At 67.1% G+C, this 13,236-nt stretch carries 12 protein-coding genes; all 12 read right to left on the bottom strand.

Features of this window, described 5'->3' with window-relative positions; all coding sequences use genetic code 11:
• A partial coding sequence (locus KIT86_RS21705) for a hypothetical protein (protein WP_297402268.1) occupies positions 1-345 on the bottom strand: 345 nt, incomplete at its 3' end.
• Positions 342-842: a lysozyme gene (locus tag KIT86_RS21700; protein ID WP_297402266.1), complete on the bottom strand. Its 501-nt coding sequence runs from the start codon at positions 840-842 to the stop codon at positions 342-344. The genes KIT86_RS21705 and KIT86_RS21700, both read right to left, overlap by 4 nt.
• Entirely contained in the window at positions 839-1,066 is a 228-nt protein-coding gene (locus tag KIT86_RS21695; RefSeq protein WP_054066618.1) for a hypothetical protein, read from the bottom strand. The genes KIT86_RS21700 and KIT86_RS21695 overlap by 4 nt, the downstream gene beginning before the upstream one ends.
• Entirely contained in the window at positions 1,063-1,371 is a 309-nt protein-coding gene (locus KIT86_RS21690) for a DUF6127 family protein (RefSeq protein WP_297402261.1), read from the bottom strand. Before KIT86_RS21690 ends, KIT86_RS21695 begins: the two co-directional genes overlap by 4 nt.
• Positions 1,372-1,437: 66 nt before the next feature.
• A complete protein-coding gene (locus KIT86_RS21685) occupies positions 1,438-1,659 on the bottom strand; it encodes a hypothetical protein (RefSeq protein ID WP_218559723.1) in 222 nt (73 codons plus the stop codon).
• Positions 1,652-3,607 (bottom strand): hypothetical protein, encoded by a 1,956-nt coding sequence (locus KIT86_RS21680; protein WP_297402258.1) that lies wholly within the window; start codon positions 3,605-3,607, stop codon positions 1,652-1,654. Before KIT86_RS21680 ends, KIT86_RS21685 begins: the two co-directional genes overlap by 8 nt.
• Before the next feature lie 17 nt (positions 3,608-3,624).
• On the bottom strand, positions 3,625-4,020 hold the full coding sequence (locus KIT86_RS21675; RefSeq protein WP_297402256.1) for a hypothetical protein: 396 nt from the start codon (positions 4,018-4,020) through the stop codon (positions 3,625-3,627).
• Positions 4,017-5,012, bottom strand: a complete 996-nt coding sequence (locus tag KIT86_RS21670; protein ID WP_297402254.1) for a hypothetical protein — start codon at positions 5,010-5,012, stop codon at positions 4,017-4,019. Before KIT86_RS21670 ends, KIT86_RS21675 begins: the two co-directional genes overlap by 4 nt.
• 3 nt (positions 5,013-5,015) lie before the next feature.
• Positions 5,016-6,287 carry a hypothetical protein gene (locus KIT86_RS21665; protein WP_297402252.1) on the bottom strand — a complete coding sequence of 424 codons (1,272 nt, stop codon included), beginning with the start codon at positions 6,285-6,287 and terminating at the stop codon, positions 5,016-5,018.
• An 18-nt stretch (positions 6,288-6,305) separates the two neighbouring features.
• Positions 6,306-9,914, bottom strand: a complete 3,609-nt coding sequence (locus tag KIT86_RS21660) for a hypothetical protein (protein ID WP_297402250.1) — start codon at positions 9,912-9,914, stop codon at positions 6,306-6,308.
• Position 9,915: 1 nt separating this feature from the next.
• Entirely contained in the window at positions 9,916-10,323 is a 408-nt protein-coding gene (locus tag KIT86_RS21655; protein ID WP_297402249.1) for a hypothetical protein, read from the bottom strand.
• A 36-nt stretch (positions 10,324-10,359) separates the two neighbouring features.
• On the bottom strand, positions 10,360-13,236 hold a 2,877-nt coding region (locus KIT86_RS21650), incomplete at its 5' end, for a phage tail tape measure protein (RefSeq protein WP_297402247.1).

Below are 13,236 nucleotides of genomic sequence, written 5' to 3'. Positions count from 1 at the left end.
CTCGGGCAGTTCACCGGCGGCGGCAGCGTCGTGCAGGCGCACAAAGCCACGGTTGATAGTGCAAGCAACATCGGCGTGAACGGGAACATAGACGGGAACCTCCTTGATGATGGTGTCGCCCTTCGCGCGGACGACGCGGATGCGGTCGACGTACTGGGTAACCACCTTGACGGTGGCTTGCGCTTGTCGCTCGCGGATGGCGACGGCCTGCAGGGTCTGCTTCTGGACGGCGGCATCCCACTGGGCTTGAACGTGGCCCGCACCCTTGACCCAGCCAAATCCAACCAGGGCGACGCCGAGCGCCGCGAGGGCCAGCAGCCGGTACGGCCACGGAATCAGGGTCACGACGCCTCCCCGATGCACTGCCGGTATTCGGCTTCTCGCCGTGTAGCCAGCCCGCCGCATAGCCGCGCATTGGCGGGCAGCGCGCAGTCCTTGCCCTGGAAGAAGCGCCAGCGCAGCAGCTCGGCGCAAGCCCCGGCGTAGTCCTCGGCGTTGAGTTTCCTGACCAGCGTGGACTGGCAGAACGCGCGGCTGCCAACGTTGTAGGAAAAGCTCACCAACGCGTCGTACTCGTGCTGGGCCAGCGGCACAGTGACGCACTGCTTGAGCGCGCCCTCGAACTGCTGCACATCGGTGAGCGCACGCGCCAGTGCCTTCGGCGGCGTGGTGGTGTCGCCCAGCTTCACGTCGGTGGTGGTACCGAAGCCGATGGTCGGCACATCGCCCTTGACGGGGATCACCGCGCGGTCGGTGTACCCCTCGTGCAGCACGATGCCGACCAGGGCGGCGGCGGACAGCGTCAGCGCGGCCACCGTGCGTCTTTGCGGTGGCCGGATCATCGGTGCATCTCCGGCTGTGCCACGATTCGGGCCACGGTTGCGCCAATGCTGGCGGCAAAGGCCAGCAGCACAAACGCGCCGCGCGGCAGTACGTCACCGAACAGCGGCACCACCACTTCCGCCGCCGTGAAGGCAGCGGCCAGCAGCGAGAAGCGGATGCTCCAGGCCCGTCGCAACACGCGCTGCCAGTCGTCCAGAAGGCAGATCTTCGGCTTGGCGGTCATTGGACGCCTCCCATCAGCTTCAACTTGATGGCAGCTCCCACCAGCAGCGCGGCCAGGATGCCGGTGGTCACGACCTTGATGGTGGTCTGCCACGCCGTGCGGCGGGCATCACGCCACGCTTCCAGCAGATCGCGCAGTTCGCGGATGTCCTTCGCGGCACTGCCGTTCTCCAGCCCGAGGTGGGCAAGGCAACGCTCAGCTCCGCGCTCGGCGGCGCGGTCGAGCAGATCGTCGAAGTCCTCCTTGCGCAGAAGCAGCATGTTCTCCACGAGGGCGGTGGGCGCTTGTTGTTCGGGTTCAGTCATTGCAGGTCTCCAGAAAAGCAGAACCCGCCTCGTGGGCGGGTTCAGGGTTGATCGGAAAGTTGGGTTTCAGATTTCGATGATTTCCAGCGTCAGGCTGGGCGCGACGCCTTCGATGACGTCGTCGCGCACGAACACCTTCTGGCCGATGGCGGCGCTGCCGCGTGCGCGGATCAAGCCACCACCGGGCAAGGCGACGGTCACGCTGCCTGCGCCGACACCCACCACCGTGCCCGCCTGCAACGGCGGATCAGGAATGAGCTGGCGGAACTGTTCGTAGAGGTTATGCATGGCTCTGCACTCCCAGCGTCTGCCAAACCTCGGGCATCCCGGCCTCGATCTGCGTCGAGCGCACGAGGCCCAGGCGGGTCACGCTGCCGTCCTGGTACTCGACGAAGGCACCCGGTTCGATGATTCCCGTCTCGGCCAGCACCGGCAAGCGCAGGCTCACCTCGATCTGTTGGCCGGTATCGGCCAGTACAGCGATGCCGCGTTGGCGCGCTGCAGCGGCCTCGGTGATCAGCGCATCGACCACCATCGGGGCCAGAACATCTCCGGCAGTCCCGGCTCGGGTCACCTGGCCGAGCACGCCGACGTCTTGCCCGGACACGAACACGCGGTTGTAGCCGGGCTTTTCCACCCAACGCAGCGACTCGCGCGCCACCGCATCGACGGGCAGCACGAAGTCCGGCGTGACGGCGCTCCACTCCCAGGGCGCGGCCGGATAGCGATGACGCACGCGGATGCTCTGGTCGGACGGGTGCGGGATCAGGTATCCCCCGGCGGCGCTGGCAATGGCGACCAGTGCTTCCATCCACGTGCCCTGCTGCGTGAACACCCCGGCCGGAACGTTCCAGTCGGTCAGACCCCAATCAATGTTCCAGCCCAGCGGGATGCCGTTGAGCGTGAGCGCGTCGTCCATCAACTGGCGCGCCGTGCGCGCCTGCGGTTGCTGGAAGTTCATCACCGGCGCGTAGGGGGCTGCCAGCACGGCGTTGCGCCCACGGCCCGAGATGCGGATGCTGGCATCGCCAAACACCCGCTCGCGGCTGATGCTCTCGGCCAGCACCCGGAAGGCTGTGCCGTTGACGCTGGACACCAGTTCGACCGGGCCGCCGTTGCTGCCAGGCGCGACGAGGCTTTCTGCGGCGGCGGGGAGCAGTGCCTCGAAGCCCCACGTCCAGGACGCGGCGTCGAGCGACAGCGAGAGATTGAACACCGGCACCGGCAAGCCATCGGGCAGCCGGTGCAGGGTCACGTTGTTGATCACGAAATAGACCCTCCGAACGGGAACGACCACCGGCTCGCCATCGGGCGGGTCGGTGTGGTTTTCGCAGAAGAACAGCAGGTGGGCACTGGCCGGAGCCAGCGCAGCGAACAGCAGATGCCCACTGGGCGTGTAGCAGCGCGGCGGTTCGGGCGGCTCGGGAATCACCCACACGCTGATGCCGGGCGGTGGCCGCATCGCGTCCTGGTACCGCCCGCGCCAGCCGACCTGTCGGCGGCTTGCGCTCTGGAAGTCCGAACCCTGGCGCTGCGTCAGCGGTCGGGCGTTCTGCCAGAGGGCGAGCCGACCGGCGCGCTTGCTGCGGTCACCGTCCTGATGCGCGAAGCGCGTGGCGTCGCGCAAACGGGTGGCGTTCTGGAACACGCCCGTCCGAATCTGCGCGATGGGCGTCGCGTTCTCGTGGGTGAACCCGGTTGCGCCGTGCAAGCGCGTCGCCTGCTGCTGGCCGGTGCGCCGCAGCAGCGGCGCAGCCACCAAGATTGGCGGCAGGCGGTGCGCGATGCCGTGAACCGACACAGCCCCACGCTGCCACGCCGCGCCCCAGCCTGCAGGCGTGGCCGTCGCATCCTGCTGGCGCTGCGCTGCACCGTCCTCGTGCTGCACGGCCTGCTGCCACTCGTGCGCCATTTGGCCCACCGTCGGACGCTGCGTGCGTGAGGCGTAGCGCACCTCGCCGGTGAACACCACGCCAGGCAGGTTGGCCACGCCGACGTTGAGCGGCACGCTCGGGCGCAGGATGAGCGTGCTGACTGTCAGGCCCGGCAGCTCGGCCAGCACATCCAGCCGCGTGGGCGGGATGAATGCGATGCTGGCCACCGGCAGCGGCAGCGTGGCCTGTACCACCACGTCGTTGCGCGGTGGCACGTAGTCCGCGCCGAAGATCAGATCGGCATCTAGCGCGGCGGGTCGGTCGTACAGCAGGTCGACGTTCTGCCCAGAGTTCGCAGGCATCGTTCACCCCCAACACTTCAGCCCAGGATGGCCGACACCATCCGGGCGTCGCCACCCAGATAGAGGTTGGTGCTGGCGAGCTTCACGTCGCCCGCACCATCGGTGCCGCTGCAATCCAGATCGAGCGCCGTCACCTCACTGCCGTTGACCAGCCGCGCCCAGGTGGCGATGCCGGTGGCGGTGATCAGTCCGTCCTCCTGCTGGGTGAGCGTCAGCAGCCCGCCCGCAATCGTTCCTGCGGGTTTGGTGAGCGCGATTTCCACCAGCATCGCACTGGTGGGCGTCGCCGCCGGATTGGGTGGGCGTGTGCCGCCGTAGATGCGCAGCCGCGCTGGGTTGGTTCCCGTATCGAGGAAGGACAGCGTGCCCGCCAGCCGTGCCTCGTTGTGTTCCTGCGTGATGGCGACGGTCATGGCATCGGCTCCGGCTTGAGGTTGTCCGCGATCACTGCGCGGTACATCTGTCGGTAGTCCGTGCTGATCACCGTGTAGCGCTGTTGAGGGTCGATGCGCTCGAATCGATATGTGCCGTCAGCCTGAGACCACGTGCTCGCCACCAGGGTGTGGGTGTTTTCGCTGAAGAGCAGAACTTGGCGAACGAGGGGTTGGTCGGGCTGCCCTTTTTCCTTGACGGTGCCGGTGATCTGGCCGTTGCCGCCGAAGTGGATGTTGCGGCGACTGCTGGACACGCCCCGATGCTGTCGCGGGTGACTGCCCGGCTGGCTCCACAGATCGGAGTTCGGGCTGTGCAATCGGCCCAAGGCTGCGGCGTGAACGCTGACCGGCGGCCCGGCAAGTGCAGCGCGGCAGGCGATCTCCAGCGCGCGCACGTCGGCAAGGTTTGCGACACCCGACCACAACCCGGCCGCGAAGAACCGCTCGCTGCCGCCGATGTTGTATTCGTTGCCGTCGGCGTAGTAGCCGATGCCGCCCACGCTGTCCGCGACCCACGAGCGCGCGAAAGCCGCACCGGCCCAGTCGTCGTTGATGTAGACGCGCGCACTGGCCGGGCTGACCACCAGCGCCATGAACTTCGGCGTGCCCCACGCGGGCCCGCTGCCCACCTGACCGCCGCTGCCATTGGCGTACTGGTAGATCGCGCCGTTGGACTCCTGATCCAGAAAGTAGCTGTTGCTGTCGCCGAGGGTCTTGTAGAACACCAGCCCTCGGCTGACGTGCATCACGAAGCCCGCCAGCACGAAGTCGCCGGACAAGGACATCGGCGTAGCCAAAGGCCAGGGCTTGTCCTGGCCGTGCAGCCCGTACAGCGGAAATGGCGTGGCCACGCCGCCCTGCACGGTGATGGCATTGCTGCCGACCTGATCCTGCAATTGCCCGCCCGAGAAGTGCAGCGCGTCCCACGCCGCGACCGGCGTCAAGGACGCCACGCTATCCCACCAGCTCACGGCTTACCTCCACGGCCCGGTGATGTCGAAGGCGATCTGCGCGCCCTCGGCTTCCGAGCTGTACTGCGTCCTGACCAACAGGAATTTCCTGCTCGTCTGCCCGACGACGTTGTCGACGATGGTCTGATCCGAGTACGGACGATCCTGCGGCATCCACAGCATCCCGGGCATCAGGCCACGCATATGGCCGTCCTCTTGCCTCACGTAGGTCGGCAGTAACCATAGGCTGTAGTCCGGGCCGTTCGGAAACGGCATCGGCCCGCGTCCACAGACCTGCTGGCCGTTGTTGGTGTTCAGGGACGTCAGCCCGAAGCGCACCGGATTGCCGAGCTGAGTGTGGTTGCGCAAGAGCACCTTGGCGGTGAAATCCAGCGAATGCGTGAGCCCATAGCCGTTGTACTGCCCTGGATAGCTCGCGTAGCCCGCGCTGCTGTTGCTCCAGTAAACATCCTCGGCGGCCAGCACCGTCGCGTAGTTGTCGGCGGGCTTGAAGCTCGTGATGTCGCCGAAGCAGTAGCCGTTGCGCCCATACCATCCGTACCCGGCGGCATTGGTGACGAACAGGTAGAACAGCCGGTCGTCGCCGATCAGCACCCAGTTGCGGTTGCCGCCGCCGCTGTCGCCGGAGTTGTCGTAGCCGCTGGTGCGGGCGTGGTACCACTTGTACCAACCCCACTGGTTGGCCTGCACCTGCTTCCAGTTCTGCGTCGGGTTGTTCGGGTCGAACGGAGCCTGCGCGCCAACGATGGTGTCGATGTCCGACAGGTCTTCGACGATGCCGACGTTGGCCCATTTCGCCCAGGTCGTCGTGTAGCCGGGCGTCTTGAGGCTGTCGTCGATCAGCAGCAGGTTTTGCGGCGAGGCCGGGTTCTGGCTGCGGTACGCCGCCTTGTTCGTTCCCGCGAACGCCTTCTCCCAGCCCAGCGGCGCAACCTTGGCCGACAGGCTGGTGGCGCTGGTCGCGGGCGACACGGGCGTGCCGGTCACCGCAAATGTGAAGCTGGTCGCGGTGGTGGCGATCACCCTCACCTGTCCGTTGTACTCGGGCTGGTCGGCTCCGGCGATCTCGACTACCTGCTCGGGCCGGTAGGCGTGGCCCGCGCTGATGGTGGCGGTAGCCACGCCATCGGCGAAGGTCAGCGTGTCGATGGCCTTCAAGGCGAAGCCGTTGACGAGGCAGGCATCGAGCATCGTCACCAGATCGCCCCAGTTGTTACTGATCTGCGGCGCGCCGGTCATGCCGCTGTTGAAGTATTTGACGGTGAGGTCAGCCATTGCATTGATTCCTTATGGTCAAGGGGTGTCGACGTCGCCGCGAATCAGCAACGTGAACTGGTCGTCGGGCACGGACTCCGGGCCCTGCTGGACGGTGCGCACTACCCACACCGGAAACTGGCTGCCGATGGTGTTGAAGCGCAGCACGTTGCCCGTGGCCCAGCCGTTGCCCCAACCGAGCGCGGGCAGGCGGAAGTACGGAACCCCGGTCGCCGGGTTGTTGGGCGCGCAGTCGGCGCTGGTGTTGCCGGTGGCAATCACGCCGACGTTTTCGCCGATCACCTCGAACGAGGTGCTGTTGGTCATCCGCACCACCCAGCGCTCGGTGAGCGCCCCGCGATTGCTGACCGTGATCGGGTACTGCGTGTGGTTGAAGGTCGCCGTCGCGGCGCTGCCCACCAGCTCATCCGACCAGCCGCCGTTCCAGGTGCTCTGGTCGAATACGAGGTTCACGCGGGCGAACAGATCGCCCGCCACCAGCGCGCTGGAGACGAAGCTGCCGGAGACGGGGTCGCCGGGACTGGCCAGCGGATAGGCGTGTGTCAGCGGGCGCGTGAAGCTGATCTCGCCGCTGATCTGCACGTCGCGCACCACGGCCATGTCCTCGATCCGGTGCTCGATGGTCACCGGCTGGCTGTAGCCGGTCACGCTGGTGAAGGTGACCGTGCCCGCTTCCAGATCGGTGATGTAGCCGGTGTGGATCACCACGCCGTCGTTGCCGACCACGCGCACACGTGACAGACGCACGCGGCCCGCATCGATGGTCTGGCCATTGCTGACCGACGTCGTGATGCGCCCGGTGTGGCCGACCACCGCAAAGCCACCGGGTCGGAAGATCGGCACCCGCCCGTCGCTGGGCAGGCGCACCGGGTCGATGCCCAGCAGCGCCGCGTCCAGGGGCAGATAGCTGTAGGCCACGGCGCTGTAGCGCAGGCTGGATGCCGCCACCGGCTCGGGACGGAAGATCTTGCCGTCAGCGCGGACGTTCTCGGCGTCGAACCACGGCTCCGTCTCGTTGCCCGCCGCCGTGACCACGGTGCCAAAGCGCACCCGCACGAGGCCGGTGTCGTAATCGACATTGCCGCTGACGCCGGACGCGCTGATCGCACCGTCGATCCCTGCCGTCACGGTCTGCGTGCCACCGACGGCACGGGCGAACTGGATGGACAGCGATCCCGGGCGCAGCGGCGCGGCACCGGTGCGGAATACGTACTCGCTGGAGATGTTCTCGCCGACCGTGGTCACGCAACTGGCGCGCGTGATGCTGTTGGCCGCGCCCGCCGACCAGGAGCTGAGCGTCACCGCGCCCGAGAGGTAGTTGATGCTGCCGCGCGTGACCCAGCCGCTGGGCGTGAATTCGCGCAGCGTGCCCTGACCGTTGTCGCCCCAGGGCTGACTGCCTGCGATGGCCAGCAGCACCGTGCCGGTCACCACCTGCGCGTTCACGCCCGGCACCAGCCGAAACGACGGGCTGAACGCGAACGTCTCGCTGTGGTTGCTGGTCGAGCCCGCGCTGTTGTAGCGCAGCTTGACGTAGCCGGACTCATCGTTCGGGTACAGCGACGGCGCATCCACGTAGCGGATGCCGCCGTAGTTGAGGCGGAACATCTGGCCCACGCCCGAGGCCCAGCCGAGGCGTTGCGCGCCATAGACGGGGCTTGGAATCTTGACGGTGACGTCGGGCTGGAACTGCACCGCGCCGGTGGCGTAGTCGACGCTGCCGATGACGACGCCGGAGCGCAGCACGTTGCCCGCACCATCGTCGCGGGCGTATTGCGTGGGATCGACGCCGTTCCACAGGCCCAAGCCCATCGCCTGAATCTGCTGCAGCGTGTAGACCCCGAGCACGGCGGTGTCGGTCAGGGTGTTCCATTCGATCTCCAGCGAACCCGGCTCGATGGAGCCCAGGGTCGCGGTGACCGGCACCTTGCCCTGATCGTCGCGCGAGGGGTGCGCGAAGCTGTCTTCCTGCTTGGGGCCCGCAACGTAGTCCACCGTCAGCAGCGCGCCGACCGGCGGCAGGACGTTGGGTGCGAAGCTCAAGAGGTTCTGCGCGACGTTCAGGTTGCCGGTAGCGGCTCCACTGAACGTGCCGGAGGTGGTGGCGGACGCCGTGCGCGTGCCGGTGCCGCTCTCGTGCGGCCAGGTGATGGTGAGCGTTCCCGGCTGCACGCTCTTGCCTTCGGGCGGGGCGAGCTGCAAGGCCTGCGACGCCTTCAGGGCGGCGGTCGGTTGCTGCGTTTCCTGCGTCGGCACGTTCCACGTCAGGATCAGGGACGAGCCCACGTCGGGCAGAGCGCCCAGCGTCACCACGAAGGCCCCGGTGTTCTTGTTGAAGGTGCCCGCGCCGTAGCTGGCGTCCAGCCCCTTGAGCGAGCCGTTGCCACCGTCCGACAGCACGTACCAGCGGCCCTGCGCCATGTAGCTGATGGAGAGCGTGCCGGGCTGCGGCACCGGGTTCACGGTGCCGACGTAGGACTGGCTGCGCGACTCCGGCGTGACGGCGATCTCCGAGCTTTGCGGCGCGCGCTGCAAAGACGCGGCGGGCGTGTAGGTGATGGACTTGCTGTTGGACATCGAGCCGGAGTTCAAGCTCAGGATGCCGTTGGCGTAGTCGATGGTGCCCAGCGTGCCGCTGGCGGTCTTGAGCAGGCCCGCGTCGTCGAAGATCGTGACGCCGTCGGTGACGATGGACAGCGATCCGGGCAGGCAGCCGCCCGGCAGATTGAACTTGAGGGTGGTGTTCCAGGCGTGGCTGGCCGTGTAGCTCACGGGTGCCGCGCCCGGCACCGGCAAGCCCGCTGCGGCATACGGCGGCACGAACGAGATCGGCGTCTCGGTCTGGGCGCTGGGCACGAGCTGCGTGTAGATGGACGCGCCCTTGAGGGTGAAGTCGCCCACATTGGCCGCTTGCGTCAGCGGCACCACGCCGACGTAGGTGCCCGCATCGGCCACCACCGTGTCGCGCGTGCGGGTGGCGTTGTTGGCGCGCGTGAAGGTGCGCGTCGCGGGCGATCCGGTGAAATCGAAGCGCAGCGCGTCGCTGATCGCCACCGTGACGACCGCCGCCTTGTAGTCCTGGTCGGTGTTGTAGGTGAAGGTGCGTTCGACCACCGAGATGGCGGTGGCGCGGATGTACTGCTCCTTCTGCGTGGGCAGGCCTTCGTTCTCGATCAGAACGAGGGTCTGACCGACGTTGGGCACGGCGTCGCTCGGGCGCTGGAACAGTTGCACCACGCGCTGGCCCGCGATGTGGTTCTCGAACAGATAGCCCGCCCACTCGGGGCCCTTGTTGAGGTAGGCCTCGATGCGGGTCTGCGCCTGCTCGCGGGTGTCGAAGGTCTTCTTGGTGGAGAACAGCGTGACGCTGACGCGCGCGTCCTGCGGCGGCTCGGCGACGATGACGTTGGCCCCGAAGTAGGTGTCGGTGTCGTCGGTGGCCACCTGCACGAAGCTCTTGCGCAGATTGACGCGGCCTCCGGCGCGATCCAGCTCGGAGATGTCCGGAAAGATGGCGTTCGAGACGCCGTCGGGGATCACGAGGCCCGTGGGCGCGCCGCCGCCTTCGGGCACGTCCGCCATCACGGCGGACTTCAGCAGTTTCACGTCGCCGGATTGAATCGGCATCTCAAATCTCCAGGAATCGAAGGGTCAGGCGGTAGAAGTCGGAGCCGGATCGCGCCGGAATGCCCAGCACGGGTTCGGCCTCGATGGCGGCCTCCTGATGGCGGAAGGCGACCGTGAAGACGCGGCCATCGGTGAAGCTCAGTTCGAAGCGGCCCGTGCTGCCGCCCACCGGGATCGCGGCCCACGCGCGCAACTGCTCGACCGTGGCGCGCGTCACCCACGCCATGTCGGGTGCGCCCACCAAGGTGATCGGGCGACCGGCCTGCCGGATGGCGGACTGGATCAACAAGGCACCCGTGATGAGGTAGGACGTGGCCGCCACGGCGGGCGACCACGCGTGCTCGTCGCTCCACAGCAAGTCGTCGGGCAATGGCAAAGCCACCCCGGTGTCGAGGTTCGTCAGTTGCATCGGGAAACCTTCAGGAAGAGAAACAGGAACGCACGGTCAAGCCGTGCGGGCGCGGGCGGCGTCCAGCAGTTGCAGCAGTCGCGCTTCGTCGCGCGCATCGACCGTGGCGTTGACCTTCTGCTGCCCCGAGGACAGCTCCACGCGCACGGTGCGTATCGATGTGAGTGCGGGCGCGCTGTCGGGCAGCGAGGGACGCGGCAGGCTGCGGCTTGCGGGCTGCACCAGACCGCCCGAGGCAAAGCCCTGAATGCCCGCCAGCGCGCGTCCCGCCAGTGCCTGCGCCGGAGCGTTCAGGTTGTTGATGGCCTCGAAGAAGCCTGCGCCGTAGCGAGACACGGCCTGCCGGTTCACGACGAACTCACCGGGGGTGAGCATCGCCGGGACGGTGTCGGACTTCGCCAAGCCGCCGCGCCGGTAGAACTCGCCCTGGTTCTGCTCCATGTAGTCGATCAGCTCGCGCTCCAGGTCTTTGCCCCAGAGCAGCGGCTGCGCCATCGCAGAGCGCCACGTCTGCTTGATGCGTTCGAGGTTCTGGCGCTCGTTGCCGGTGAGCGTCTTGCGACTCATGAACTCTTCCAGCGTGCGGCGATCCTGCTGCGCCTGCTTGCCGTAGCTGTCCATCGTCTTGCTGCGCATATCCAGACTGACCGATGCGCCGTAGTTCCACTGCAGCCAGCTGGTGTATTCGTTCATCCCCTGCAGGCCGAGATCGATCATCTTCAGCGCCTCGAACGCTTCGCGGTTCTTCTTGGGCCTGCTTGGCTTGTCGTTCGGATCGGAGCCTGTGGAGCCGGTACCGCCCAACGAGGCAACGCGCCCGCCGACCGCGAAGTGGGCGACGCCATTGGCCAGACGAGAAAGCGCGCCGCTGCCGTACTTCTGCACCGCCGCCTTGCGGATCACGAAGGCACCAGCGTCCAGCGTGCGCGGCACCGTGTCGTGGTGGCCGGAGCCGGGCACCGAGCCACCGCTCATCCGGGGAAAGGCCGGAGCCACCGCGCCGCCGTCGGCAAAGCCACGGACACCACCACCCGCGCCACCGACGAGTCCGCCCGTGGCATTGGTTTCCACCTTGGTGACGTAGATGGTGTGGGTGCTGGACGTGTTGCGCCCATTGAGGCTGTCGATCTCCCCGCGAACCGCGCCGACGTTGCTGGCCACCTGATGCTGAGATTCGGTCTGGGTGCGATCCAGGGCCTTGATCATTCCCTCGACATTGGTGATGGCCGCCTGCGCCTTCTCGGTCGCCACCTTCAGCTCGAACTGTGCGTTCTGGTCGGCGTAGGCCTTGAGCTTGTCCAGCGCTTCCTTCGCCTTGGATACATCGGCATCGACCGGCAGCGTCTTGCCTTCCTTGAGCAGCGCCTCGTATTCCTTGAGCTTCTTCTCCGCTTCCTGCAGGTCGGCTTGGATCTGGAGCAGGTACTCCTTTTCGGCGAGCGCCTTGTCCAGATCGGCGATGGCCTTGTCGAAGCGTGTGGTGTCGGCGTCGAGCGTGACCTTCAGGCCGTCCTTGAGCTTGGCGGTGATGTCGTCGATCTGGCGCGTGGTCTCGGTCAGCGTGCGTTGAATCTCATCGCGTGCGGTGATGGCCGAGCGTGCCGCCGTCTGGTGCGCCTTCGCTTCGGCATCCAGCGTCTGGTTGAGGATTTCCTCGGACTGGCGGATGCGGTCGATGGCGTCGCGCACGCCCTGTTTGCCTTGCGCGGCCTGCGCATCGGCGTCCTTGGCCTTCTGCGCCAGTTCGGCGCGCAACTGATCGGCCTGCCGCATCAGATCGGCGGCCTGCTGGTATTCCTGCCTGCGGTAGGCCTCGCGCGACTGCGCTTCGAGCTGCGTGACTTGCGACACCGCCTGTTCGGACTGCTTGCGCGCTTCCTCGCCGCGCTTTGCCTCGTTGGTCTGGCTGGTGGCCACCTGCGCGGCCATGTCCATCGCCTTCTGCGCGAGCTGGCGGGCAAGTTCCAGTTCCCCGTTGGCCAGCGCCCGGCGCGCCTGCTCCTGCATCTCGGCGATCTGGCGCTTGCGATCCTCGGTGGCCTCGTACTCCGTCATGCCCTGGCGGCGGATGTCGCGGATGCGATCTTCCGTGGACATCGACAACTGGCGCTTGGCCTCCTCAATGCGCTGCACTTCGGCCAGATGCCGGTTGGCCTCGGCGTTGAGGGCGTCGATGTGTTGGCGATACTCGGCCAGCGCCTGCGTCAAGGTCTGGCGCTTGGTGGCAAGGATGTCGTTCTCGACCCGCTGCACGTTGGCGCGGCGCTCTTCCTCGGCCTGGCCTTGCCGGGCAGCGGCGTCCTTGCGCGCCTGCGTTTCCTGATCGATCAGGCCGAGCGTCTCGGTCGTGGCCTGACGGCGCAGGGTCGCCTGCTGGGTCAGCGCCTCGGTGAGCAGCTGGGTGGATTTGGTGATCTTGGCGGTTTCGGACTGCTGGGTGCGCTCCAGTTCCGCCCTCTCCTGCTCGTAGCGGTTCTTCACCGCCTGCACCTGCTGCGCGAGACTGGCCTCGACGATGGAGGTCAGCCCCTTGTAGGCCTCGGCCATCTTGGCGGTGGCGTCGTTCACCACGCCTTGGGCCTTGCCGACAGCCTGTTCGACCTCGCCGAGCCGAGACTTGAGCTTTTCCAGCGCGACGTGCACCGCTTCGATGCCGCGTCCGACCGCTTCCTGCGTGCCCTGGCGCACGGCTTCGAGCCGCTTGGCAATTTCCTCGGCGGCGGTCGCGGCGGTGTTCATCGCGCCCTTGGCCGCGTTCGCGCCTTCGGTGGCGTCGGCATACATCTCGGCGAAGATGCGATTCATCTCCGCGAGCCGCTGCTCGTGGCGTTTCGTGGCTTCGGCGATGGTGTCGGAGCTGAAGATGGCGGCGAACACCTCCCACTGGAAGCGCAGGTGCTCGATGCCCTTCAT

Origin of the sequence: Hydrogenophaga sp., from assembly GCF_026125825.1 — a bacterium.
In the GTDB taxonomy this organism is placed as follows: Bacteria; Pseudomonadota; Gammaproteobacteria; order Burkholderiales; family Burkholderiaceae_C; genus Hydrogenophaga.
Note: the sequence above shows the minus strand (reverse complement) of the source record. Positions and strands in the feature narration are given on the sequence as shown.

Excerpts from the sequence above, each read along its gene's own strand:
- KIT86_RS21665 (WP_297402252.1), bottom strand. The coding sequence starts at position 6,287 with ATGGCTGACCTCACCGTCAAATACTTCAACAGCGGCATGACCGGCGCG.
- KIT86_RS21695 (WP_054066618.1), bottom strand. The coding sequence starts at position 1,066 with ATGACCGCCAAGCCGAAGATCTGCCTTCTGGACGACTGGCAGCGCGTG.
- KIT86_RS21685 (WP_218559723.1), bottom strand. The coding sequence starts at position 1,659 with ATGCATAACCTCTACGAACAGTTCCGCCAGCTCATTCCTGATCCGCCG.
- KIT86_RS21690 (WP_297402261.1), bottom strand. The coding sequence starts at position 1,371 with ATGACTGAACCCGAACAACAAGCGCCCACCGCCCTCGTGGAGAACATG.
- KIT86_RS21655 (WP_297402249.1), bottom strand. The coding sequence starts at position 10,323 with ATGCAACTGACGAACCTCGACACCGGGGTGGCTTTGCCATTGCCCGAC.
- KIT86_RS21700 (WP_297402266.1), bottom strand. The coding sequence starts at position 842 with ATGATCCGGCCACCGCAAAGACGCACGGTGGCCGCGCTGACGCTGTCC.
- KIT86_RS21660 (WP_297402250.1), bottom strand. The coding sequence starts at position 9,914 with ATGCCGATTCAATCCGGCGACGTGAAACTGCTGAAGTCCGCCGTGATG.
- KIT86_RS21675 (WP_297402256.1), bottom strand. The coding sequence starts at position 4,020 with ATGACCGTCGCCATCACGCAGGAACACAACGAGGCACGGCTGGCGGGC.
- KIT86_RS21680 (WP_297402258.1), bottom strand. The coding sequence starts at position 3,607 with ATGCCTGCGAACTCTGGGCAGAACGTCGACCTGCTGTACGACCGACCC.